The 23,163-nt window shown below is 74.0% G+C and carries 23 protein-coding genes; 11 read left to right on the forward strand and 12 right to left on the reverse strand.

All coding sequences use genetic code 11. From position 1 onward, the window contains the following. Positions 1-181: 181 nt before the first annotated feature. On the forward strand, positions 182-451 hold the full coding sequence (locus ACIGW2_RS03750) for a chaplin (RefSeq protein WP_361586677.1): 270 nt from the start codon (positions 182-184) through the stop codon (positions 449-451). Positions 452-510: 59 nt separating this feature from the next. Here ACIGW2_RS03750 and ACIGW2_RS03755 read toward each other — a convergent pair whose 3' ends face one another. Beyond that, positions 511-1,377, reverse strand: coding sequence for a tyrosinase family protein (locus ACIGW2_RS03755; protein WP_391653017.1), 867 nt, complete (start codon positions 1,375-1,377; stop codon positions 511-513). Continuing rightward, the gene (locus tag ACIGW2_RS03760; protein ID WP_356074582.1) at positions 1,361-1,771 is read right to left on the reverse strand and encodes a tyrosinase family oxidase copper chaperone; all 411 of its coding nucleotides are present in this window, start codon (positions 1,769-1,771) and stop codon (positions 1,361-1,363) included. Before ACIGW2_RS03760 ends, ACIGW2_RS03755 begins: the two co-directional genes overlap by 17 nt. A gap of 151 nt (positions 1,772-1,922) precedes the next feature. On the opposite strand from ACIGW2_RS03760, the gene ACIGW2_RS03765 reads away from it, so the two are divergent. The 3 genes from ACIGW2_RS03765 to ACIGW2_RS03775 are packed head-to-tail and all read left to right on the forward strand — an operon-like array spanning position 1,923 to position 4,123. Further along, positions 1,923-2,426 (forward strand): DUF5949 family protein, encoded by a 504-nt coding sequence (locus tag ACIGW2_RS03765; RefSeq protein ID WP_391653016.1) that lies wholly within the window; start codon positions 1,923-1,925, stop codon positions 2,424-2,426. Positions 2,427-2,445: 19 nt separating this feature from the next. Then, positions 2,446-3,102 (forward strand): vitamin K epoxide reductase family protein, encoded by a 657-nt coding sequence (locus ACIGW2_RS03770; protein ID WP_361586686.1) that lies wholly within the window; start codon positions 2,446-2,448, stop codon positions 3,100-3,102. A 1-nt stretch (position 3,103) separates the two neighbouring features. Further along, the gene (locus ACIGW2_RS03775) at positions 3,104-4,123 is read left to right on the forward strand and encodes a glycoside hydrolase family 26 protein (RefSeq protein ID WP_399840830.1); all 1,020 of its coding nucleotides are present in this window, start codon (positions 3,104-3,106) and stop codon (positions 4,121-4,123) included. Here the strand turns inward: ACIGW2_RS03775 and ACIGW2_RS03780 are convergent. Continuing rightward, the gene (locus ACIGW2_RS03780) at positions 4,089-4,700 is read right to left on the reverse strand and encodes a TetR family transcriptional regulator (protein WP_399840832.1); all 612 of its coding nucleotides are present in this window, start codon (positions 4,698-4,700) and stop codon (positions 4,089-4,091) included. The genes ACIGW2_RS03775 and ACIGW2_RS03780 overlap by 35 nt on opposite strands. Before the next feature lie 27 nt (positions 4,701-4,727). Then, positions 4,728-5,420, reverse strand: a complete 693-nt coding sequence (locus ACIGW2_RS03785) for a hemolysin III family protein (protein WP_356074569.1) — start codon at positions 5,418-5,420, stop codon at positions 4,728-4,730. Positions 5,421-5,616: 196 nt separating this feature from the next. Here ACIGW2_RS03785 and ACIGW2_RS03790 point away from each other — a divergent pair, with 196 nt between their 5' ends. Further along, on the forward strand, positions 5,617-7,452 hold the full coding sequence (locus ACIGW2_RS03790) for a phosphoenolpyruvate carboxykinase (GTP) (RefSeq protein ID WP_391653013.1): 1,836 nt from the start codon (positions 5,617-5,619) through the stop codon (positions 7,450-7,452). A gap of 138 nt (positions 7,453-7,590) precedes the next feature. Here ACIGW2_RS03790 and ACIGW2_RS03795 read toward each other — a convergent pair whose 3' ends face one another. The 6 genes from ACIGW2_RS03795 to ACIGW2_RS03820 all read right to left on the reverse strand — a co-directional run bounded on the left by ACIGW2_RS03795 (position 7,591) and on the right by ACIGW2_RS03820 (position 13,972). Further along, positions 7,591-8,181: a hypothetical protein gene (locus ACIGW2_RS03795; RefSeq protein ID WP_399840834.1), complete on the reverse strand. Its 591-nt coding sequence runs from the start codon at positions 8,179-8,181 to the stop codon at positions 7,591-7,593. Next, positions 8,168-9,766 carry a substrate-binding domain-containing protein gene (locus tag ACIGW2_RS03800; protein ID WP_399840836.1) on the reverse strand — a complete coding sequence of 533 codons (1,599 nt, stop codon included), beginning with the start codon at positions 9,764-9,766 and terminating at the stop codon, positions 8,168-8,170. Before ACIGW2_RS03800 ends, ACIGW2_RS03795 begins: the two co-directional genes overlap by 14 nt. Beyond that, positions 9,763-10,977: a toxic anion resistance protein gene (locus ACIGW2_RS03805; RefSeq protein WP_399840838.1), complete on the reverse strand. Its 1,215-nt coding sequence runs from the start codon at positions 10,975-10,977 to the stop codon at positions 9,763-9,765. The genes ACIGW2_RS03800 and ACIGW2_RS03805 overlap by 4 nt, the downstream gene beginning before the upstream one ends. After that, positions 10,974-12,095: a hypothetical protein gene (locus ACIGW2_RS03810; RefSeq protein ID WP_399840840.1), complete on the reverse strand. Its 1,122-nt coding sequence runs from the start codon at positions 12,093-12,095 to the stop codon at positions 10,974-10,976. Before ACIGW2_RS03810 ends, ACIGW2_RS03805 begins: the two co-directional genes overlap by 4 nt. A 148-nt stretch (positions 12,096-12,243) precedes the next feature. Further along, entirely contained in the window at positions 12,244-12,642 is a 399-nt protein-coding gene (locus tag ACIGW2_RS03815; protein WP_361586712.1) for a hypothetical protein, read from the reverse strand. Between the two features lie 118 nt (positions 12,643-12,760). Then, the gene (locus ACIGW2_RS03820; protein WP_356067679.1) at positions 12,761-13,972 is read right to left on the reverse strand and encodes a pyridoxal phosphate-dependent aminotransferase; all 1,212 of its coding nucleotides are present in this window, start codon (positions 13,970-13,972) and stop codon (positions 12,761-12,763) included. Positions 13,973-14,215: 243 nt separating this feature from the next. Here ACIGW2_RS03820 and ACIGW2_RS03825 point away from each other — a divergent pair, with 243 nt between their 5' ends. Continuing rightward, positions 14,216-14,686: a hypothetical protein gene (locus ACIGW2_RS03825; protein ID WP_399840842.1), complete on the forward strand. Its 471-nt coding sequence runs from the start codon at positions 14,216-14,218 to the stop codon at positions 14,684-14,686. Positions 14,687-14,741: 55 nt separating this feature from the next. Next, positions 14,742-16,235 carry a polyprenol phosphomannose-dependent alpha 1,6 mannosyltransferase MptB gene (gene mptB, locus ACIGW2_RS03830; protein ID WP_399840843.1) on the forward strand — a complete coding sequence of 498 codons (1,494 nt, stop codon included), beginning with the start codon at positions 14,742-14,744 and terminating at the stop codon, positions 16,233-16,235. 608 nt (positions 16,236-16,843) lie between these two features. Here the strand turns inward: mptB and ACIGW2_RS03835 are convergent. Together ACIGW2_RS03835 and ACIGW2_RS03840 are read right to left on the reverse strand one after the other, a co-directional pair. Then, the gene (locus ACIGW2_RS03835; RefSeq protein WP_399840845.1) at positions 16,844-18,457 is read right to left on the reverse strand and encodes an amidohydrolase family protein; all 1,614 of its coding nucleotides are present in this window, start codon (positions 18,455-18,457) and stop codon (positions 16,844-16,846) included. Positions 18,458-18,467: 10 nt separating this feature from the next. Then, on the reverse strand, positions 18,468-19,733 hold the full coding sequence (locus tag ACIGW2_RS03840; RefSeq protein ID WP_399840847.1) for an amino acid deaminase: 1,266 nt from the start codon (positions 19,731-19,733) through the stop codon (positions 18,468-18,470). A 288-nt stretch (positions 19,734-20,021) separates the two neighbouring features. On the opposite strand from ACIGW2_RS03840, the gene ACIGW2_RS03845 reads away from it, so the two are divergent. From ACIGW2_RS03845 to ACIGW2_RS03860, 4 genes are read left to right on the forward strand one after another with little or no spacing between them, the layout of a single operon-like run. After that, positions 20,022-21,380: a PfkB family carbohydrate kinase gene (locus ACIGW2_RS03845; protein ID WP_399840947.1), complete on the forward strand. Its 1,359-nt coding sequence runs from the start codon at positions 20,022-20,024 to the stop codon at positions 21,378-21,380. Beyond that, positions 21,377-22,141 carry an IclR family transcriptional regulator gene (locus ACIGW2_RS03850; protein WP_361586726.1) on the forward strand — a complete coding sequence of 255 codons (765 nt, stop codon included), beginning with the start codon at positions 21,377-21,379 and terminating at the stop codon, positions 22,139-22,141. Before ACIGW2_RS03845 ends, ACIGW2_RS03850 begins: the two co-directional genes overlap by 4 nt. Further along, positions 22,138-22,548, forward strand: coding sequence for a RidA family protein (locus ACIGW2_RS03855; protein WP_399840849.1), 411 nt, complete (start codon positions 22,138-22,140; stop codon positions 22,546-22,548). Before ACIGW2_RS03850 ends, ACIGW2_RS03855 begins: the two co-directional genes overlap by 4 nt. A gap of 50 nt (positions 22,549-22,598) precedes the next feature. Continuing rightward, positions 22,599-23,162 (forward strand): hypothetical protein, encoded by a 564-nt coding sequence (locus ACIGW2_RS03860; protein ID WP_399840851.1) that lies wholly within the window; start codon positions 22,599-22,601, stop codon positions 23,160-23,162. Position 23,163 lies beyond the last annotated feature (1 nt).

The following is a 23,163-nucleotide window of genomic DNA, read 5'->3' on the forward strand; positions in this document are numbered from 1 at the left end:
CCGGTCCGGCCCGTCGTATCCGACGGCGGGCGGACGGCTGTTCCGCGGGCCATCTCTTCCGATTCTGATTTTTCTTCGCTCCCATTCGGCGCAATGCCCGTGACTCGTGCGCGCTTTCGCCGTTGAAGGACGCGTGTGGCCGTGATTCTCGCGGTCGCTTTCCCCGTTCAAGGAGTTCTTGATGTCTCGCATCGCGAAGGCTGCCGCTGTTATCGCCGGCACCGGTGCCGTTGCCCTCAGCGGGGCCGGTCTGGCCGTCGCCGACGCCGGCGCCGAGGCCGTCGCCGCCCACTCGCCCGGTGTCGGCTCCGGCAACGTCGTGCAGGTCCCGGTCCACGTGCCGATCAACCTCTGCGGCAACACCGTCAGCGTCATCGGCCTGATCAACCCGGCCTTCGGCAACCAGTGCGCGAACGTCGACGGTGGTCACGACGGCGGCTACGGCGGCTGATCCCGGCCCCCCGGCAGCACGGAGCGTCCCCCCGGCCCGCACGGGCCGGGGGGACGCTGTCATGCGTAGCGGTAGATCGCGCCGTGGTCGAGCAGCTCCGCGGGCGAGACGCCCCACGGCTCCATCCGCTCGCGCAGCGAGGCGACCTTCTTGTACTGCGGGTCGCCGAGCGGGGGCGGGTCCTTCGGCAGGTAGCCCGCGCCCGGGTTGCGGGCCTGCCAGCGCGACCAGAGCAGGTCCACGTAGGCGTGGTGCAGCCAGAACACCGGGTCGTTGACCGATCCGCCGCCGAGCATCAGGCCGCCGACCCAGCGGTGCACCCGGTTGTGCAGCTGGAAGCGCGCGTTCCCGGTGCCCGAGGCCCAGCCCTCCAGGCGGTTGCGGAAGCCGGTGCGGCTGGTGGAGTTCCAGGGCGCCGCGTCGTACGCGGGCTCGCGCAGCGCCGCCTCCACGTCCGCCGCGGTGGGCAGGGTGATCGGGTCGCCCGGGCGGCCGAAGTCGCGGCTCAGGTACTTCTGTTCGGTCATCCCGTAGCGGACCGTCCAGCGCCCGGTGCCGTACGCGAAGGGGCCGGTGGTCACCTGGTGGTCGCCGGGACGTCCGTTGCCGCCGAGGAAGTCCTCGCCCCATAGCGTGGACGCCGGGGTGTTGTCCCGGGTCCAGTCCCAGTAGGGCACGGTCACCGAGGAGTCGATCCGGCGCAGCGCCCGCTCGAACTCCAGCAGGAACTTGCGGTGCCAGGGCAGGAAGCTGGGACACATGTGGGCGACCCGCAGCTTGCCCTCGCCGTCGGCGACGTAGTGGTCGATGTGGGTGCGGACGAACTCGTCGTACTTTCCGCTCCGCTTGAGCTCCAGGACGGCCGAGACGAAGCGCCGGCGCTCGGCGCTGGTCAGGTCCCGCTGGTTCTTACGCGTGTACGCCACGCGGACTCCCTCCCCGGTGGGCGGTCCCGGCCCCGTGGCCGCCGTGGGCGGCGGCGAAGCGGCTCAGCGGCTCCGGCCCGAGGACGGCCACGGCCGCCCGGGTGGCCGCGAGCGGCGTGGGGCAGGACTCGTAGTGGTCGACCGGGGTGACCCAGCCGCCGTCGGCACAGCGCATCAGGTGCAGCGGCCGGCCGTCGACGAGCACCACGGGCTCGCCGGTCGGGCCGGCGAAGCCCTGGATGCGCCGCCCCGCGTACATCTCGTCGAAGGCGAGCGGGTCCGCCGCGGTGTCCGGGGTCGGTATGGCGGCGATACGGGTGAGCGCGCCGCCGGTGAAGGCGGTGACGGCCAGTGCGAACAAAGAACGCACGGCCACCCGGCGCGGGACGATCATGAGCGATCTCCTGGGGTCGAAAAGGGTGCCCTATGGGCACAACGATGAAAACCCCGGTTCGTTGCGGCGGAAATGCAAGGAGACGCATTGTCGGCCGAATGAGTGAATTCGGCTCCGGCTGACGGGTGGTCGTCCCCTAGCATCCGGATTCATGACCACTTCCAATGTCGAGTCCCGGGCGCACAGCGCTCATTCGATGGGGACGCTGACCGCCGTCTCGTGGACCCTCGGGCCCACCGACGACATGCCTGCCACCCCCTTCCTCATGGTGTATTCGCTCGGCGACGGGCAGCACGGCCCGGAGGCCGTCGAGGCGGAGCTGCGCTCGACCCTGGAGGACATGGGCGTGCCGATCGGCGGCGTCGTCGTCGACGCCGGCCAGGACCGCGGGATCGGCGCCCACCTGCTCGTCGAGGCCGAGCGCGCGGTGCTCACCCTGCCGTTCATGAACGCGCAGTGCATGGTGTCGGCGGAGTGGCAGGCGGCGGCGTACGAGACCGGACACGTCATCGTGAAGATCCCGGTCGTCCCGTGGCCGGTCGCGCAGCCGGGGGTGCCCGTCGCGGAGGACCGCCTCAAGGCCTTCCTGACGGACGACCACGTGGTGCGGAACTCGGGTCTCGTCGCGGTGCCGGTCAGCCGGATCCAGGGCTGAGCGGACAGGGGGCGCGCTGATGGCGACGGTGAACGTACGCGGCGGCACCGGGGTCCCGGGGCAGCGGCTGCGGGAGGAGACCGGGCGGACGGGCGGAGCGGGGAGCGGCGCGAGCCGCGCCTTCGCCTGGATGCTCGTGGTGACCGGGGCGGCCGGTGTGCTGGCCGGCTGGGTCATCACCATCGACAAGATCAAGCTGGCCGAGGACCCGGGCTTCCAGCCGGGGTGCAGCCTGAATCCGGTGGTCTCCTGCGGCAACATCATGAAGAGCGCGCAGGCGGCGGTGTTCGGCTTCCCGAACCCGATGCTGGGCCTCGTCACGTACGCCGTCGTCATGGCCGTGGGCGCCGGGATCCTGGCCGGCGCCCGCTACCGGGGCTGGTTCTGGCTCGGGCTGAACGCCGGGATGCTGTTCGGCGTCGGCTTCTGCACCTGGCTGATGCAGCAGTCGCTGTACGAGATCAACTCGCTGTGCCTGTGGTGCTGTCTGGCCTGGTGCGCCACGATCGTCATGTTCTGGTACACCACCGCGCACAATCTGCGCGAGGGCTTCCTGCCCGCGCCGGCCGCGGTGAAGGGCTTCCTGACGGAGTTCACCTTCGCCCTGCCGGTGGTGCACATCGGGATCATCGGGATGCTGGTCCTGACCCGCTGGTGGGAGTTCTGGACGAGCTGACGTGCGCTCCCTGACGCTCTGGCCGCGAGTGGCGCTGACGGCGCTGCTCGCGGTCGTCCTCGTGTTCCTGCTGCCGTACGAGCGGCTCGCGCCGGGCGGCCGGCGCGAGCCGGACCGGGACCGGCCGGCGGAGCCGCCGCGCCCGGTGACCGTGCCGTCCGGCTTCTTCACCGGCTCGGACGAGGTCGGGGTGCGGCGGATCGCCGGCGTGGAGGAGTGGCTGGGCGGGACGCCGCTGACGGTGGGGCACACCTATCTGCCGGGGGACCGCTGGTCGAACATCGAGGGGCATCCGGCGCTGTTCGAGCCGTGGGCGCGGTGGAAGGCGGAGCGGCCGGGGCGTCTCTTCGTGCTCAACGTGCCGCTGCTCGACCGCAACGAGGAGGGCCTGTCGGACGCCGAGGTGCGGGCGGGGCTGCGGCGCGGGGCGGCCGGCGACTTCGACGCGCACTTCCGGACGCTGGGCGAGCGGCTGGTGTCGCACGGGCTCGCGGACGCGGTCCTGGTGCTCGGCTGGGAGATGAACGGCACCACGTACGCACACCGTTGCGGGCCGGACCCGGCGCGCTGGAAGGCGTACTGGCGGCGGGTGGTGGCGGAGCTGCGGGCGGTGCCGGGGCAGCGCTTCCGCTTCGACTTCACGCCGAGCCGGGGCCTGGACGCGATCGCCTGGCCGCGCTGCTACCCGGGCGACGACGTGGTGGACGTGATCGGGCTCGACGCCTACGACCAGCCGGCCGGGCTGTCCTTCGAGGAGCAGGTGGCGGAGCCGTACGGGCTCGACTTCCACGTGCGCTTCGCGGCGGCGCACGGCAAGCCGGTGTCCTTCCCGGAGTGGGGGCTGTTCCGCAACGGGGACAACCCGGCGTACGTGCGCGGGATGCTGGACTGGTTCGCGCGGCACCGGCCGCTGTACCAGACCTTCACCGACTACTGCCCGCACGGGGTGTGGGGGTGTGCGGACAATCCGGCCTCGGGCGAGGTGGTCAGGGGCGCGTTCGGAGCGGCAGCCCGGCCTTGAGGGTGTCGACGGTCCGGTCGAGCAGGGACACCAGGTCGTCGCCCCGGCCGTGCTCGGCCCAGTGCACGGTGGCCTCGCGCAGGGCGCCGAGGACGGCGGCGGTGAAGACCCGTACCTCCAGGTCGCCGGGGGAGCGGCCGGTGCGCTCGGCGAGGGCGCCGGAGAGCAGCCGGCCGGTGCGGGCGGTGGTCTCGGTGAGCCGGGCCCGCACGGCCGGGATCTCCACCATGAGCCGGGCGCGCAGCCGGGTGGCCTCGGGCTCGGCGGCGAGGGCGGCGGTGACGGCGTCGAGGACGACGGCGCGCAGCGAGTCGAGCGGGTCCTCGCCGGCCGGGCGGGCGCGCAGCCGGGCGATGAGCAGTTCGTCGTGGTCGTCGGTGAGGAGGATGTCCTCGCGGACCGGGAAGTAGCGCGCGACGGTGGAGGGGGAGACCTCGGCGGCCGCGGCGATCGCCTCGGTGGTGGCGGCCTCCCAGCCCTGCTCGGCCGCGATCCGGTAGGTGGCCCGGCGGATCGCGGCGCGGGTCTTCTGTTTCTTGCGCTCGCGCAGCGAGGGGCGCCCGGGGGTTTCCGCCATGCCCGTCATTGTGCCTGGTGACAGGCGTTACGCGTGGCTGTAGGCGACCAGCGAGATGCCGACGTAGTGGACGATGAAGGCCGCGAGGGTGAAGGAGTGGAAGACCTCGTGGAAGCCGAACCAGCGCGGCGAGGGGTTGGGGCGCTTGATGCCGTAGATGACCCCGCCCGCGCTGTAGAGCAGGCCGCCGACGATCACCAGGACGAGGACGGCGATGCCGCCGGCGCGCATGAAGTCGGGCAGGAAGAAGACGGCGGCCCAGCCCATCGCGATGTAGCAGGGGGTGTAGAGCCAGCGCGGGGCGCCGACCCAGAAGACCCGGAAGGCGATGCCGGCGGCGGCCGCCGCCCAGACCGCCCACATCAGCGGCCGGCCGGTGGAGTCCGGGAGCAGCAGCAGGGTCAGCGGGGTGTAGGTGCCGGCGATGATCAGGAAGATGTTGGCGTGGTCGAGGCGGCGCAGCACCGCCTCGCCGCGCGGTCCCCAGTTGCCGCGGTGGTAGAGCGCGCTGATGCCGAAGAGCAGGCAGGCGGTGAGCACGTAGATCCCGCAGGCGATGCGGGCGCGCGGCGAGTCGGAGAGGGCGACCAGGACGAGTCCCGCGACGATCACCGCGGGGAACATTCCGGCGTGCAGCCAGCCTCGGAGTCTCGGCTTGAGCGGGAGCGGCAGCGCCGGGCGCTGCTCCGTTGCGGTGAGGTCCGGCGATGCTGCAGTCATGGCTCCGCATCGTACCTACGCGATCGTAAGTAACGGATATGAGTGGCGATGCTCACGTGTGCGGCCCTCTGGACATATGGGCGGAAGCATCGGATGATCAAATGAGTGCGGTCGGCACCGGATGAGCGCCTACGACGCATCCGGGTCGCAGCCCCCAAGGGGCATACATCTAAAAACCCCTCTTCAAGGAGCAATCGTGGCGCGCGACAACGCGGCTCCCTCCACCGTTCCCACCCAGCACCAGGAGCTCGTCTCCTGGGTCGACTCGATCGCCGAGATCACGCAGCCCGACCGCGTCGTCTGGTGCGACGGGTCCGAGGCCGAGTACGAGCGCCTGTGCGAGGAGCTCGTCGCCAAGGGGACCTTCACGAAGCTCGACCCGGTCAAGCGCCCGAACTCCTACTACGCCGCCTCCGACCCGACGGACGTCGCGCGCGTCGAGGACCGCACCTTCATCTGCTCCGAGAAGGAGGAGGACGCGGGCCCGACCAACCACTGGAAGGCCCCGGCGGAGATGAAGGAGATCTTCGCGGGCGAGAAGGGCATCTTCCGCGGCTCCATGAAGGGCCGCACCATGTACGTCGTGCCCTTCTGCATGGGCCCGGTCGGCTCCCCGCTCTCCGCCATCGGCGTCGAGATCACCGACTCCGCGTACGTCGCCGTCTCCATGCGCACCATGACCCGCATGGGCCAGGCCGTCCTCGACGAGCTCGGCACCGACGGCTTCTTCGTCAAGGCCGTCCACACCCTCGGCGCCCCGCTCGCGGAGGGCGAGGAGGACGTGCCGTGGCCGTGCAACTCCACCAAGTACATCTCGCACTTCCCCGAGACCCGCGAGATCTGGTCCTACGGCTCCGGCTACGGCGGCAACGCCCTGCTCGGCAAGAAGTGCTACGCGCTGCGCATCGCCTCCGTCATGGCCCGTGACGAGGGCTGGCTCGCCGAGCACATGCTCATCCTCAAGCTCACCCCGCCGCAGGGCGAGGCCAAGTACGTCGCCGCCGCCTTCCCGTCGGCCTGCGGCAAGACCAACCTCGCCATGCTGGAGCCGACCGTCCCCGGCTGGACCGTGGAGACCATCGGCGACGACATCGCCTGGATGCGCTTCGGCGAGGACGGCCGCCTCTACGCGATCAACCCCGAGGCCGGCTTCTTCGGCGTCGCGCCCGGCACCGGCGAGCACACCAACGCCAACGCCATGAAGACCCTGTGGGGCAACTCCGTCTTCACCAACGTCGCCCTCACCGACGACGGCGACGTGTGGTGGGAGGGCATGACCGAGGAGGCGCCCGCGCACCTCACGGACTGGAAGGGCAACGACTGGACGCCCCAGTCCGAGACCCCGGCCGCCCACCCCAACGCGCGCTTCACCGTCCCGGCCGGCCAGTGCCCGACGATCGCCCCCGAGTGGGAGGACCCGAAGGGCGTGCCGATCTCGGCGATCCTCTTCGGCGGCCGCCGCGCCTCCGCCGTCCCGCTGGTCACCGAGTCCTTCGACTGGAACCACGGCGTCTTCCTCGGCGCCAACGTGGCCTCCGAGAAGACCGCCGCCGCCGAGGGCAAGGTCGGCGAGCTGCGCCGCGACCCCTTCGCCATGCTGCCCTTCTGCGGCTACAACATGGGCGACTACATGGCCCACTGGGTCAAGGTGGGCGGGACCGCTGCGGCAAAGGGGGACGCCGCGAAGCTCCCGAAGATCTACTACGTCAACTGGTTCCGCAAGAACGACGCCGGCAAGTTCGTCTGGCCCGGCTTCGGCGAGAACAGCCGCGTCCTGAAGTGGATCGTCGAGCGCCTCGACGGCAAGGCCGAGGGCGTCGAGACCCCCATCGGCATCCTGCCGACCAAGGAGGCCCTGGACACCGACGGCCTGGACCTGGCCGAGGAGGACCTGGACTTCCTGCTCACCGTCGACAAGGACGTCTGGCGCGAGGAGGCCGCCCTGGTCCCCGCCCACCTGGAGACCTTCGGCGAGCACACCCCGAAGGAGCTGTGGGACCAGTACAACGCCCTGGTCGAGCGCCTGGGCTGATCCCGTAGAGACTCGTGGCGGGTTGCCCCGATTTCCGCCCTGACCAGCTGGGGTCACGACGGCCCGCCACGACGCATCCGGCCCCCGGAGCCCCCTCACGGCTCCGGGGGCCGGCGCACTTCCCCCGTCCCGTACGGGTCAGCGCCCCCGGTCCTCCAGATAGCGGGTGTGCGTCTCCTGGCGGCGCGCCTCCGCCTCCCGCAGCGCGTCGGCGATCGCCGCCGCCTCCTCGTACAGAGCGCCCAACTGGCGCTCCAGATGCCGCTCCGGCGGCTCCGCGCCCGGCACCACGCGGTTCCACCAGCGGGTGCGGACGAAGGCGTCGACCGCCTCCGGCACGTCCTGCCGCACCGCCCGGGCGAGCACCCGCACGTGCTCCGGGTCGCTCACCCAGCCCGGCTCCAGGAGCGCCCCGACCAGGGTGTCCAGCTCGGTCAGCCGGCCGTGCGCGGCCGGCGGCAGGTCCACCTCGGCGAGGTAGCCGCGCAGCGTCGCCAGGTCCGTCCGCAGCGCGTCCAGCTGCTCGGCCGGCTCCGGGAAGGCCGGGGCGGCCGGGCGGTCCGGCGGCGCGAGCAGCGCCCCCGCCCCGTACAGACCGGCGACCACCACCGGCCACAGCGCGCCCGCCGCGCCGGTCAGGGTCAGCCCGAGCCCGACCAGGCCGCCGGCACAGCCCGCCAGGTTCTTGCGGGACTCCAGATAGCGCAGCGCGCGGTCACTGATAGCCACGGATCTCCTCGAAGGCCCCGTCCAGCGAGCCCCGCTGGGCGTCGAACAGCCGCCCCCCGGTGAGCTGCGCGATGTGGTCGAGCGCGGACCTGTCCGAGTCGCCGAAGAGGATCGGGAAGACCGGGATGCGCTGCTGGGCGGGTCCGAGGCCGCGGTAGAAGCCGTCGAAGGCCCCGGCCGGGTCGCCGTCGGTGTTGGCGCCGTCCGTCATCAGCACGATCGAGGTGAAGGTGTCCTCCGGCGCGGTCCCCAGCTTTCCGTAGGCCGCCTTCAGGCTGGAGTAGATCGCCGTGCCGCCGGAGGCCGACAGGCGGTTCGCGTCCGCCCGGATCGCGTCCAGGGCGGCCTTCGGCGCCGCCGGGTCCACCGTGTGCGTGGTGACCTCGGACTCCTTCACCGAGGAGCCGAACGGCAGCAGCGTCACCTCCTCCCGGTCCCGGAAGTCGCCGGTCAGCTCCACCAGCGCCTTCTTCAGCCGGTCCAGGCGCTCGCCGTCCATCGAGCCCGAGGTGTCGAGCACGTACACCGTCCGCGAGGGGCGGCGCAGCGTGTTGTCGTACGCGTCGAGCAGCCCGTCCGCCACCGGGCGGCTGCCCGGGAACGGCAGCTCCCGGCGCGCCCCGGCCGCGAGCCGCGGGTCCGGCGCCACGCCGGGCACCACCGGGCGGCGCAGGGTCCGCTCGGTGATCAGCCGCTGGGCGCCCGGGGTGCGCAGATGGGCGGCGAGCCGGCGGGCCGCGTCCTTCGCCTCGGGCCGGGCGGCGGTCAGCGAGGTCAGCGGATAGTCGGCGGTCACCACCCCGTCGGCCGGGCGGATCACCGTCAGCTTCTGCGGCATCGACAGCAGCACCGACTCGTAGTTCACCAGCGCGTCCACGTCGGTGCGGCGGGCGTAGGCGGTGGCCAGCCAGCCCGAGGAGCCGGAGGTCAGCTTCTGCCCGGCGAAGAACTCCTTCAGCTTCGGGCTCGCCGCCCTCACGTCGGCGTCGGTGAGCGCCGCCTGCGCGCCGGAGAGGCCGGAGGCGACCGAGACCAGCGCGGAGAAGCCGGAGTTGGAGCGCAGCGGGTCGGTCATGCCGTAGGTCAGCTTCTTCTCGGCGACCGCCCGGTGGATCTGCGCCCAGGTGACCCTCTCCGGGTCCCAGCCGAGCCGGGCCACCGCCTCGGGCCGTATCCCGAGGGCCACCGGGGAGGTCATGACCGGCGTCTCGCCGGTGATCCGGCGGGCCACCTCGGGCCGCAGCCGCAGATAGTCGTTGGAGGACAGCCAGACGGCGTCGTAGCTCCGGTCCGCCTCGCCCGAGGCGATCCGCTCCACCGCGTCCAGGGTGCCGGCGTAGGTGGGCCGCACGGTGACCCCGGTCGCCTTGCGGGCCTCCTCCAGGACCGGGGCCAGGTCGGCGAGTTCGGAGGAGGCGAGGACCCGCAGGGTGCCCGGGCGGTACTCCTGGCCGTCGGGCCCGGAGCCCCGGTCGCCACCGCCGCCCGTGCCGTCGTCGGAGGTGCAGCCGGTGACCGCGAGGGCCAGGGCGAGGGCGAGGGCCGCGAGCCGGCCCGGACGGAATCCTCGGGTACGGGATCTCATCCGCGGCCTCCTTCGAGGACGCCGGACGGGGCGTGGCCGCCCTCGGTGCCCCGGCTGCGCTCCAGGTGGGCGCTCGCGGCCCGCAGTTCGCCGCTCAGCGCGTCCACGGTCTGCGCCATCGACTCGGTCGCGCGCACCTTGTACGTGTCGATCGCGTCGAGCGTGCGGTAGATCTGCTGGAACGCGGTGCGCACGGTCTCCAGGCCCACCGCGGGCTCCGCCGCGAGCCGCTGGATCTCGCCGGACTGGCCGGCGAGCGCCGCCGCGTTGCCCTGGATCAGGGTCTCCGTCGTGCCGCGCAGCGCGTTCACCTGCTCGACCACCTTCTTCTGGTGGTCGAGCGCGGTGGCCAGCATGACCGCGATCCGCAGCGCCGTCACCGTGGTGGTGGCGGCCCGGTCGACGCCCTTGATCAGCTCGTCGTTGTTGCGGCGCACCACGTCCATCGCCAGATAGCCCTGCGCGCACACCGCGAGCTGGGTGAGCAGGTCCTGGTGCTTCTGCCGCACCGGGAACAGCAGGTCGGCGCGGATCGCGTCGGCCTGCGCGGGGTCGGCGGTGGCGGCGATCCGCTGCTCCACGGCCGCGTCGAGGGCCTCGGTGAGCACCGCGTACTCCTGGAGCCGGCCCATGGTCTCCCACAGCCGGGCGCGTTCGGTCTGGAGGGCGGCGTTGTCGCGGCGCAGTTCGTCCTGGCCGCCGCGCAGCGCGTCCAGGATGCGGGTGAGGGTGTCCTGCGAGGAGGCGTAGCGGGCGATGTGGTCGCGCAGCCGGTTGCCGCCGGGGAGCTTGGCGAGCAGGCCGCGCACCCCCTTGCCGGGGGTGTCGCGCGGGTCGAGGTCCTCGACCGTGCGGCGCAGCGCGACGAGGGAGTCGCCGACCCGGGTGGTGGCGTCGCCGCCGGCCGTGCCGAGGGAACGCACGGTGCGGTCCAGCATCCGGTTGGACTGCTGGGCGGCGGTGCGGATCTCGCCGGAGCCGAGCGCGGTGATCTCGCCGATGCGGCCGGTGAACTCGGGGGAGCGGGCGTCGAGTCCGGTGAGCGAGCCGACGTACTCGGCGGCCCGGCGGCCCATCTCGGCGCGCACGGAGTCGTCGAGCGGCACGAGGGTGGCGGCCTGCTCGGCGCGGATCGGCGCGACCGGCTCGGGCGGGGTGAGGACGAGCGGCGGCTCGTCGGGCGGCTGCAGCGGAGTGGTCGGTGTGGTCATGCGGTGCCCCCCTGGTCGCGGGCCCGCAGCGCCATTTCGTGCAGCACCGGCGAGGTGGGCACGGGCGCCTGGCGGACTCCGCTCAGCGTCTGGTTGAGGTAGCCGGTGTGGCCGGCGGTGGCGGCGGTGAACTCGGCGGCGGCGCCCTGCGGGCGGAAGCCGTGCCGGACCGCGAGCTTGCGCAACTCCGGGTCGGTGGAGAGGAGTTCGCCCAGCGTGCGGCCGGCATCGGTGAGCGGGACGAGGGTGTGGTCGCTGTTGACGGTGGTGTCCGGGTAGAGCACCACCAGGTCGCCCAGGTCCTGCCGGGCGATCAGCTGCGAGGCCACCTGCGACTCGTAGACGAGCACCAGCGGGTTGCCGACGCCGCTGACGAAGTCCCGGAAGGGCGCGTCCGAGCTGGACTGCTGGGCGCCCTGGACCTGGGTGAGCTTGCGCAGCAGCGGTGCGGTGCGGTCCACGGCGGCCTTGTCCCCGGCGACCCGGCCGCCGTCGGCGACATAGCTGGCGGCGGCGAGGTAGAGCGCGCCGGAGTTGGAGGCGACGGGGTCGGTCGAGGTGATGAAGAGGGTGCCGCTCAGCTCGGCGTGCCCGGCCGAGCCCTTGAGCTGCTGCCAGGTGCGGTCGGCGCGGGCGGCGGCGAGGTACGGCTCCATCCGCAGGGTGCCGGTGCGGCCGCCGGGGCCGAGCGCGGCGAGCCCGTTGTCCGCGAGCACCTTCGCGGCGGCGCTGTGCGCGACGACCACGAGCGGCGAGTAGAAGGGCCGCAGCGGGGCCGCGGTCACCTTCGCCTTCGCCCGGATGCCGTCGGCCGGCGCCTTGGCGGACGGGAAGGCGAAGTCGTAGCCCTTGAGGGGCAGTTGCTCCATGTCCCAGGACCCGGAGGTCTCGGTCCGCACGGTGAGGCCCTTGGCCGCCAGGGCCTTCACGACCTCGGGGTCGGCGAAGAACTCCGCCTTCTCCGAGCCGATGACTCCTCGCACGGTCTTCGTTGCCGTGCCGCTGTCGTCCTTGTCGCCGCCCGTCAGGAGGGCGGCGGCCACGCCGCCGAGGAGCAGGACGGCGAGGACGATTCCCAGAATGCGTCTCACGCGTGCAGATTGCTCGCGGAAACCCACGTTCCAGGGGGAGTTGGGTGTACGGCGGGTGAAGCGCCGATCCCGGTAGGGAACCGGAGCGCGGGCTACCGGCCGAAGCCCGGTGGCGCCCGCGGGGCGTGGGTGGCGCCCGGGCCGCGCGGGATCGTGGCCGCGCGGCCCGGGGCCGTCAGGGGGTGGCGACCAGCGGGTCGCCGGCCGGCCCGAGGGCCGCGGTGTGGGCGTCCATGCGCTCGGCGGCGAGGATCGCCGCCGCGGTGTCGGCCCGGGAGGCGGCGACGACCAGGGCGCGCCCGGCCAGGGCGTGCGCCTTGCGGTGCAGGGCCTCGGCGGGGGCGCCGCTGAGAGCGGCGTGCCGGGCCGGCGGCGCGCCGCGCAGCCTGGCCACCTGGCGGGCGATGAGCTCGCCCGCCTCCGTCTCGCCCAGCTCGTCGGTGACGGCGAGCAGGGCGGCGAGGTGTCCGGCGAGCTGGATGTCCAGCTCCTCCTCGCGGGAACGGTGCGGGAAGCCGTCGCGGTCGTCGTCGGCCATCCGGTGGACCGACTTGGTGCGGATCGGTTCGTACATGGGGACGGCCTCCTGCGGTAGCTCTGGAGGCATCCTAGCTTGGATTCAATCTAAAGTTGAGCCGAGTCTCGGTAAAGAAGAGGTCAGGACGCGGGTCGGGGCCCTGACCGGCGGCGCGTCAGTACTGGCTGTAACCGTCCAGGAAGTTCCCGATCCGGGTCACCGCGTCCGCGAGGTCCGTGGCGTTCGGCAGGGTCACGATCCGGAAGTGGTCCGGCTCGTGCCAGTTGAAGCCGGTGCCGTGCACCACCATGATCTTCTCGGCCCGCAGCAGGTCCAGGACCATCTGCCGGTCGTCCTTGATCTTGTAGACCGCCGGGTCGAGCCGCGGGAACAGATACAGCGCGCCCTTCGGCTTCACGCACGTCACGCCCGGGATCCGGGTCAGCAGCTCGTACGCCGTGTTCCGCTGTTCGAGCAGCCGCCCGCCCGGCAGGACCAGGTCCTCGATCGACTGCCGGCCCTGGAGCGCCGCCGCCACCGCGTGCTGCGCCGGCATGTTGGCGCACAGGCGCATGTTGGCCAGGATCGTCAGGCCCTCGATGTACGAGGAGGCGTGCGCCTTCGGGCCGCAGACCGCCAGCCAGCCGGAGCGGTAGCCCGCCACCCGGTAGTTCTTGCTCATCCCGTTGAAGGTGAGCACCAGCAGGTCGGGCGCGATGGCCGCGGTCGGCGTGTGGGTGGCGCCGTCGTAGAGGATCTTGTCGTAGATCTCGTCCGAACAGACCACCAGGTTGTGCCGGCGGGCGATCTCCGTCAGGGACCGCAGCATCTCGTCGTCGTAGACCGCGCCCGTCGGATTGTTCGGGTTGATGATCACGATCGCCTTGGTGCGGTCGGTGATCTTCCGCTCGATGTCGGCCAGGTCCGGCATCCAGTCCGCCTGCTCGTCACAGCGGTAGTGCACGGCCGTGCCGCCCGCCAGCGACACCGAGGCCGTCCACAGCGGATAGTCGGGAGCCGGGACCAGCACCTCGTCGCCGTCGTCGAGCAGCGCCTGCATCGCCATCTGGATGAGCTCGGAGACGCCGTTGCCGAGATAGATGTCCTCGACGGAGAGCGGGATGCCCTTGGTCTCGTAGTGGCTCATCACCGCGCGGCGGGCGGACAGCAGGCCCTTCGCGTCGCCGTAGCCGTGCGCCTCGGAGAGGTTGCGCAGCATGTCCTCGAGGATGGCCGGCGGGCACTCGAAGCCGAAGGCGGCCGGGTTTCCGGTGTTGAGCTTGAGGATGCGGTGACCCGCCGCCTCCAGCCGCATCGCCTCTTCGAGCACCGGGCCGCGGATTTCGTAACAGACGTTGGCGAGCTTCGTGGACTGGATCACCTGCATGACGAGAGCTTACGGCGGGCGCCCGGCTCGCGCTTCGTGTTTTGGGACACGTCGGGCGTTCGGTGCGCCTCGGGAGGGGGCCCGCGGCGCGGGCGGCGGCCGGCGCGCACGGACGGGACGGAGCGGGCCCGGCGCGAGCGGACGGGTGGACCGGGCCGGGCGCGAGCGGCCGGGACGGACCGGGCCCGGGCGGTGTGACCCAGGTCGCGTCCGGGGCCCCGGAGATCCCTACAATCACGCCTCGTGACTCCGACTTCTCACGACGCGGTGGGCGCGGAGCCCCCGAGACGGGCCCGCCACGCCTCCAGGCGCCGCCGGCCCGGCCTGCTGTGGATCATCGGCAGCGGCGCCTTCGTCGCGGCAGGGGTCCTGTCGGCGATGGCCGCGCTCGATTCCGGCCCGGGCGGCGAGGCACCGGGCGGACCCGGCCTGGACGACGGGCGTCCCGCGATGCCCGCGCTGATCCAGCCCGACCGGTCCGGCGACGAGGACGACACCCAGGACGGGGACGGCGACGCGGACGGGCGGACCGGGAGCTCCGGCGCGACGCCCGGCGGCTCGGCCTCGCCGTCCGCCTCCACGGCGTCGCCGACCGGCCCGCCGAGCTCCTCGGCGGGCGAGACCGGCACGCCCACCCCGACGGCCTCGGTGGACTCCGGGTACGCGCCCGGGAAGTCGGGCACGGCGCCCGGCAACAAGAAGAAGCAGCGATAGCGCGCGGGGACACGGCGGGCGGCCGTCCCCGGGCCGCACGGTAGGTTTGCCCCCCATGTGGGTTTTCAGCACCGCCGGCTGCCGGTGGCTCGGCGCGGCCGGAGCGCTCGCCGTCACCCTCGGCGGCTGGGCCGCCGGAGCGCTCCCGGTGCGCGGCGGCGCGGGCCTCTGGGAGCGCCACGGCGGCGCCGTCACCACCGCCGGAACCCTGCTCGGCTACCTCGGCCTGACCCTCCTCGTGCTGGCCTGGTGGCAGTACGGGCGGGGGCTGCGCGCCGGGGCGCGCGACCGGGTCGGGGTCACCCTGGCCTGCTGGGCGGCGCCGCTGCTGGTCGCCCCGCCGCTCCACAGCGCCGACGTCTACAGCTATCTCGCCCAGGGCGCGATGGTCCTCGAAGGGCACGACGTGTACGGAGCCGGGCCGTCCGTGCTCCGGCCCGGCGAGCTCGGCTTCGACGCGGCCGCGAGCGTCGGCGGGCACTGGACCGACACCCCCGCCCCGTACGGCCCCTTCTTCCTCGTCCTCGCCCAGGCGGTCGTGAAGCTCACCGGCGGCGCGGTGCTCCCCGGCGTCCTCGGCATGCGGCTGATCGCGCTGCTCGCCCTGCTCCTGATCGTGCGCGCGGTGCGCGGACTCGCGTCCGAGCGGCACCGGGAAGGCGCCGTGTGGCTCGCCGCGCTCAACCCTCTGCTGCTCCTGCACGTCCTCGGCGGACTGCACAACGACGGCCTGATGGCCGGGCTGCTCCTCGCGGGCCTGCTCTGCGCCGTGCGAGCGCGGCGGTGGGCGGTCGGCGGGGTGCTCGCCGGGGCGCTCATCGGACTCGCGGCGACGATCAAGTCACCGGCGGCGCTCGGGCTCCTCTTCGCCGGGATCGTCCTCGCCCGGCGCCGCGGCCCGGCGGCCGGGCTGCTGCCCGGCGCGGTGGCGGTGGGCGTCGCCGCCGGCGCGAGCGTCCTGGCCGGCACCGGCTTCGGCTGGCTGCGCACCCAGAGCGTGGCCGGCACCATCCACACCGCCCTCTCCCTCACCAGCGACCTGGGCCTCGGCCTCGGGCTCCTGGTCTCCGGCGAGCCGGAGCCGGTGAAGGGCGCGGTCCAGAAGCTGGGCCTGCTGGCGGCCGGCGCCGTCGTCGCGGCGGTGGCGTGGCGCGCCTGGAAGGGGCGCCTCGACCCGGTCCTCGGCCTCGGCGTCTCGCTGCTCGCCCTGGTCGCGCTCTCCCCGATGGTCCAGCCCTGGTACGTCCTGTGGGGCACCTGCGCGGTCGCGGCCGTCGCCTGGAACGGGCGCCTCGGGCAGCTCCTCGCCGTGGTCTGCGCGGGGCTCGCCTACGAGACGGCGCCCTCGGGGCACACCCCCTGGTACGGCTTCCTGGCCGGCGGCGCGGTCGTCGCCGCCGGCCTGTGGTGGTCCCGCCGCGAACCGTGGCGCGCGGACGCGCCGGAGCACGGGACCGGCGACCCCGTGGTACTGCCCGCGCAGACGGCGGGGGACCGGGACCGGGACCGGTCCGCCCGCCTCGCGGGCCGCGGGCCGGGGGCCGACTAGGTCGTTCCTTTCGGATCAAGCGGCTGGATCTGGGGCACCTCCCGTGCCCGAGGGGCTACGGGGGAGAGCGGCGTCCGGTGCATGGGGCCCCGCCAGGCCCGTCAGGGCCCGGGGAAAGGATCGCAAGGCGGAGGTGGGCACCTCCCCGGCCGCCGGGCCGAGGGGGCGGAAGCGATGCGGTGGGGGTACGCCCCCTGGGCTTCGCCCGGGGGCACCTCCCGGGCGAACCCAGGGGCCCATCGGCGACCGAGGGCAACGCGGCGAGGCGCGGTGCCGGGGGTCGAGAGCCCGGCAAGATCCGGAAGAGACGGCCTCGCGCGGGCGGGCCGCCGGTCCCGCCCCGGGCGCTGGCCCGCCGCGTCGGGCCAGGTCACGGCGCCGGTGTGGTGGCCGCCCGGCCACGGCGTCCGGCCACGCGCGTCCGGCGTGTGGTTCCGCGCCGGGCCCCGGCGGCGGGCTTCCGGCCTGCGCCGCGTCTGGTTCCGCGCCCGGCCCCGGCGGCCGGCCATCCGGCCCGTGCCGGGTTTCGGCGCCGGGCCCCGGCCTCGGCCTCGGCCCCCTGCCCCGGCGCCGGCCTCCGGGCCGCGTCGGGTTCCCGCCCACCCGCCTCACGACCCCCGGCTGCCGCTCCTCCTGATCGCCCGGCCCGCCAGCTCGTCCGTACGCATGCCGTCCTCGATCACGAAGCGCCCGTTCACCAGCACGTGCGGGATGCCGGTCGGCAGGGTGCGGGGGGTGGTGTAGGTCGAGCCGGCGGCGACCGTCGTCGGGTCGAAGAGGACGAGGTCGGCCACGTAACCCTCGCGGATGCGGCCGCGGTCGGGGAGGCGGAGGCGGGCGGCGGGGCGGGAGGTGAGGTGGGCGACGCACTCCTCCAGGGACAGCACGCCCTCCTCGCGCACGTAGCGCCCGAGGTACTCGGGGAAGGTGCCGTACGCGCGCGGGTGCGGCTTGGCGCCCTGGAGGATGCCGTCGGAGCCGCCGGTGTGGACCCGGTGGCTCATGATCGCGCGGACGTTCTCCTCGTGGCCCACGTGCTGGAGGATCGTCGTGCCCAGCCGGTCCTCCAGGAGCAGCCGGCGGGCGGTCGGCCAGTCCGGGACCGTGCGGCCGACCCACTGCGCCAGGGCCGGGTCCGTCACGCCGGAGACCTCGACGGTGTGCCACTCCACCGGCACCCCGTGGCAGCCGTCCGAACCCAGCTCCTCCAGGTGGTGCCGGATCCGCTCCGCCGTCGCGTCGTCCGCGAGCCGCGCCAGGAGCGCCTCGGGGCCGCCCTCGTGCGCCCAGCTCGGCAGCACGGCGGCCAGCGTCGTGGAGCCCGGGGTGTACGGATAGGTGTCGAGCGAGATGTCCGCGCCGCCGTCGAGCGCCTCGTCCAGGAGCGCGAGCAGCTCGGGTGCGCGCCCCTTGTTCACGCCGAAGTTCATGGTGGCGTGCGCCAGGTGCAGGGCGCAGCCCGCGTCCCGGGCGAGCGCGACCGTCTCCGCGTACGCCTCCAGCGCGCCCGCTCCGTAGGAGCGGTGGTGCGGGCAGTAGTAGCCGCCGTACGAGGCGACCACCCGGCACAGCTCGGTGAGCTCGGCGTCCGGCGCGTACATCCCGGGGGTGTAGGTGAGGCCGGAGGACATGCCGACGGCGCCCTGCTCCAGGCCCTCGGCGACCAGCCGCCGCATCCGGTCCAGCTCCGCGCCGGTGGCCGGGCGGTCCTCCCAGCCCAGGGCGTGCATCCGCACCGTGCCCTGGGGCACCAGGTAGGCGGCGTTCACCGCGATGCCCCGTCCGCCGTGCGCGGTGTCCAGCCGGTCCAGGTACTCGCCGACCGTGCGCCAGTCGAAGTCCACGGACTCGTCGCCGGGACCGCCGCCGTTCCAGCCCGCGATGGTGCGGCGCACCTCGGCCAGCGTGCGGTCGTCGACCGGCGCGTACGACAGGCCGTCCTGGCCCAGCACCTCCAGGGTCACCCCCTGCGCCGCCTTCGCGGAGTGGTCCGGGTCCCGGAGCAGCGCGAGGTCGCTGTGGGCGTGCATGTCGATGAAGCCGGGGGCCAGGACGAGGCCCTCGGCGTCGACGCTCCGGCGGGCGGTCGGGCGCTGGCAGCCGGCCTGCGCGGCCTCCTTGACGATCGAGACGATCCGGCCGCCCCCGATCGCCACGTCGGCGCGGTAGGAGGGCTCGCCGGTGCCGTCGACGACCTCCGCGTCACGGAAGACGAGGTCCATCGGGGCTCCCCTAGAAGAAGGTGCGGATGTAGTCGACGACCGTGCCGTCCGCCTCGACCAGCGGGATGAGCTGCCACTTGTCGAAGGACGTGCACGGGTGGGACAGGCCCATGCCGACCCAGTCGCCGACCTCCAGGTCGGCGCCCTCCTCCGTGCGCAGCCAGGCGTGCTGGTCGGACAGGCCGGTGACGGTGACGCCCTCGGCCGGGCGCACCTCGCCGGTGCGCGCGTCGCGCACCACCTGGGCCTCGGGCAGGTGCAGGTCGTGGGCGGCGTCGCGCTTGCCCGCGTTGGCGAAGGCCTGCTCGGACGTGGGCCGGGACACCACCTGCGCCCACAGCCGGAACGCGGGCTCCAGGGCGCCCTCCTCGGGGACCCGGTTGAAGGGGGTGAGCGTGCGGTAGTGCCCGTCGTCGTGGGAGACGTACGCGCCGGAGCGCAGCAGCTTCAGGACCGGCAGCGACAGGTCGGGGATCTCCGCGAAGACCTCGGCGACCGCGTCGAACCAGGCGCTGCCGCCCGCGCTCACCACGATCTCGCCGGCCTCGGGCGCGAAGCGGCCCGCCTTGTCGAAGTCGGCGGCGAGCGCGACCAGCCGCCGCAGCCAGGCCCGCACCCGCTCGCCGTCCGCCCGCGGCACCTCGCCCTCGTACCCGGCGACGCCGACCAGGCGCAGGGTGCGGGTGGCGGCGACCGCGTCGGCGACCGCCGTGCAGTCCGCCTCGGTACGGGCGCCGGTGCGGGCCCCGTCGCCCGCACCGAGCTCGACCACCACGGCCACGGGGCGGCGCGCCCCGGCGGCGGTCAGGGCCTCGTCCATCAGCTCGACGCCGCGCACGGAGTCGACGTAGCAGACGAACCGGAATCCGGGGTCGGCGTCCAGCTCGGCGGCGAGCCAGCGCAGGGCGACGGGGTCGACCAGCTCGTTGGCGAGGAAGATCCGGCCCACGCCGTGCGCGCGGTAGACCCGGGCCTGGTGGGGGACGGCGGCGGTGATGCCCCAGGCGCCGTGGGCGAGCTGGCGGTCGAACAGCTGCGGGGCCATCGACGTCTTGCCGTGCGGCGCGAAGGCGAGGCCGTGGCGCTCCGCATAGCGCTCCAGGAGGCGCAGGTTGTGCTCGACGGACTCGGCGGAGAGGGCGAGGACGGGCGTGGTGAAGCCGCCGGTGAAGAGGTTGCGGCGCTGGGCGGCCAGCTCGCCGACCGTCAGTCCCTCGGCGTCCGGGGGCAGCGCCTTGAAGCGGTGGTCGACGACCTCGTGGGCCAGGTCCGGCATGGGGTCCTCCTCGTCGAGGGTGTGTGGCGTCGGGCTGCGGCGCCGGGTGACTGCGGCACCGGTGGGGGTGTGCTGCGGTCCACGGGCGCCACGGCGATTCTCGCCACCCGCCAGCGTGTTGCATGATGTGCAACGGTCATTGCGCATATCGCTCGTCGCTGTCTAACATCCGGGCCAGCGCCGGGTCAATGGACCCGTACCCGCCGCAGACCGCCCCGAAGGAGCCCCGCCGTGACCGGAAGCCCGCCGTACGACGGTGCGCCGGACGTCGTCTGCCTCGGCGAGTCCATGGTCACCTTCCTGCCCACCCGGCCCGGACGGCTCGCCGACGTGCCCTCCTTCGAGCGCGCCATCGGCGGCGCCGAGTCCAACGTCGCCTGCGCCCTCGCCGCCGCCGGACACCGCGCCAAGTGGGTCGGCCGGGTCGGCCGGGACGGCTTCGGCACCCATCTGACCGAGGCGATCGGCGGCTGGGGGGTCGACGTCTCCGCCGTCGTCCGCGATCCCGAGCGCCCCACCGGTGTCTACTTCCGCACCGCCACCGACCGCGCCGCCGAGGCGCACGAGGTCGTCTACTACAGGGCCGGCTCCGCCGCCTCCGCGATGGGGCCCGCGACCGTGCCGTACGAGCTCGTCGCGGGCGGCCGGATCCTCCACCTCACCGGCATCACCGCCGCCCTCTCCGCCTCCTGCCTCGCCCTCCTCCACGAGCTCACCGCCCCCCGGGCCGGGCGCCCCCTGGTCTCCTTCGACGTCAACTTCCGGCCCGGCCTGTGGGCCGACCCCGCGGCCGGCGGACGCGTCCTGATGGACCTGGCCCGCCGCGCCGACCTGGTCTTCGTCGGCGCCGACGAGGCGGCCGCCGCCTGGGGCCTCGACGACCCCGGCGCGATCCGCGCCGCCCTCCCGGAACCGGCGGTGCTGGTGGTGAAGCGGGGCGCGGAGGGTGCCACGCTGTACGAGCGGGGGCCGACGGACCGGCCCGCGGCGCCCGCGACGGCGGGCGCGACGGCGAGTGGCGGTGCGGGCGCGGCCGACGGTTCCGGCCCGGCCCAGGGGCCCCGCGCGGCCGACGGTCCTGGCGTGGCCGACGGCTCCGGCCCCGGTACCGGTGCGGCCGAGGGTCCCGGCGTGGCCGACGGCGCCGGCTCCCGTACCCGCCCGGCCGACGGTCCCCGCGTGGCCGACGGCTCCGGCCCCGGTACCGGTGCGGCCGAGGGTCCCGGCGTGGCCGACGGCGGCGGCTCCCGTACCCGCGCGGCCGATGGTCCCGGCGTGGCCGACGGCTCCGGCGCCGGCCTTCGTACCCGCGCGGCCGACGGCCCCGGCTCCCGCCCCCGTACCGGCGCGCCCGACACCGTCACCCACGTTCCCGCGCCCCGCGTCGACGTCGTCGCCCCCGTCGGCGCCGGTGACGCCTTCGCCGCCGGGTTCCTCTCCGGCACCCTCCGCGGGCTCGACGCCACCGGCCGGCTGCGGCACGGGCACCTCATGGCCGCCGCCGCGCTCACCGTCCCCGGCGACCTCGCCGCCCCCGCCCGGCGCGCCCACGCCGACCGGCTGGCCGCCGCCGACGACAGCGCCTGGGAGACACTTCACCTCGGCCCCGGCTGGACGGGGGAGGACCAGGAGGTACGCACGCCATGAGCCAGACCGTCGACCGGGCACTCAGCATCCTGCCGCTGCTCGCCCAGGGGCCCGCCGACCTCGGCCAGGTCGCCGACCGGCTCGGCGTCCACAAGTCCACCGCCCTGCGCCTGTTGCGCACCCTCCACGAGCACGGCCTCGTCTACCGGCAGCAGGACCAGCGCTACCGCCTCGGCGCCCGCCTCTTCGCGCTCGCCCAGGAGGCCGTCGAGAACCTCGACATCCGCGAGATCGCCCACCCCCACCTCGCCGCCCTCAACGAGCGCACCGGACACACCGTCCACCTCGCCGTCCACGAGGAGGGCGAGGTCCTCTACATCGACAAGGTCGAGAGCCGCTACCCCGTCCGCATGTACTCGCGGATCGGCAAGCCGGTCGCCATCACCGTCGCCGCCGTCGCCAAGCTGCTCCTCGCCGACCTCCCCGAGCCCGAGCGCCGCGCCCTCGCCGCCAAGCTCGACTACCCCCTCTACACGCCCCGTTCGACCCCCGACGCGGCCGCCTTCCTCAAGGAGCTGGCGACCGTGCGCGAACAGGGCTGGGCCACCGACCTCGGCGGCCACGAGGAGTCCATCAACTGCGTCGCCGCGCCCATCAGGGGCGCCGACGGCCGGGTCGTGGCCGCCATGTCGGTGTCCGCGCCCAACGTGGTCGTCACCGCCGAGGAACTCCTCACCCTGCTCCCGCTGGTGCGCCGCACCGCCGACGACATCAGCCGCGAGTACTCCGGCACCACACCTCCGAAGGAAGCCAGCGCATGACCGAGAAGACCGCGATCACCCCCGCCACCCACACCGCCCCGCCGGCGAAGTTCTCGCACGGCGTGCGGAAGGGCAACATCCTCCAGGTCGCCGGCCAGGTCGGCTTCCTGCCGGCCGTCGAGGGACAGCCGCCGACGCCGGCAGGACCGACGCTGCGCGAGCAGACCCTCCAGACCTTCGCCAACGTCAAGGCGATCCTGGAGGAGGGCGGCGCGAGCTGGGACGACGTGATGATGATGCGCGTCTACCTCACCGACGTGGACCACTTCGCCGAGATGAACGAGATCTACGACGCCTACTTCGAGGAGCAGGGCCTGAAGGCCCCCGCCGCCGCCCGCACCACCGTCTACGTGGGCCTGCCCGAGGGCCTCCTCATCGAGATCGACGCCCTCGCCGTCCTCGACTGAGTTCGCGAGGCGGCTCGAACGTCCACAGGAACATCGGCCATACTTCCGCCGTGGAGCAGCGCACAGGACCCAGCAGCATTCAGGCGGTGCAAGGCGCCGCGGCGGACCCGGCGTTCGTCCCGGGCATCACGGGCGTCACGGGCATCACCGGCCCCGCGCCGGCGGAGCCGGCCCCGGCGGCCGGGCCGGACGACGAGCCCAGGGACGCGGTGCCTCAGGACGCGGTGCCCGAGGACGCGGTGCCCGAGGACGCCGGGCCCCGGGACGCGGCGACCGGGCCGGACGGGGCCCCGGAGGAGCCGGCCGCCGAGGCCGCCGAAGTCCCGGTCGACGGCCCCGTCTTCGAGGCGGCCGACCGGCGGGCCCGTATCGTCGCCGACGCCGCGGGGATCCGGCTGAGCCTCGACGAGGAGAGCTGCGAGTTCCGCTGGGACGAGATCGGCGCGGTGGAGACCGCGACCGAGGGCTTCGGCAAGCGGTTCGTCGTCACGGTGCACACGCCGGACCGGCGCTGGTGGCCGATCGAGATCGACGCGCCGTCCCGGAGCCGCGTCAAGGAGTGGGAACCCCTCCTCGACGCGGTCCTGGACGCCTACTTCGAGGACGGCGCGTAAC

It is taken from the genome of Streptomyces sp. NPDC053541, from assembly GCF_044544705.1.
In the GTDB taxonomy this organism is placed as follows: Bacteria; Actinomycetota; Actinomycetes; order Streptomycetales; family Streptomycetaceae; genus Streptomyces.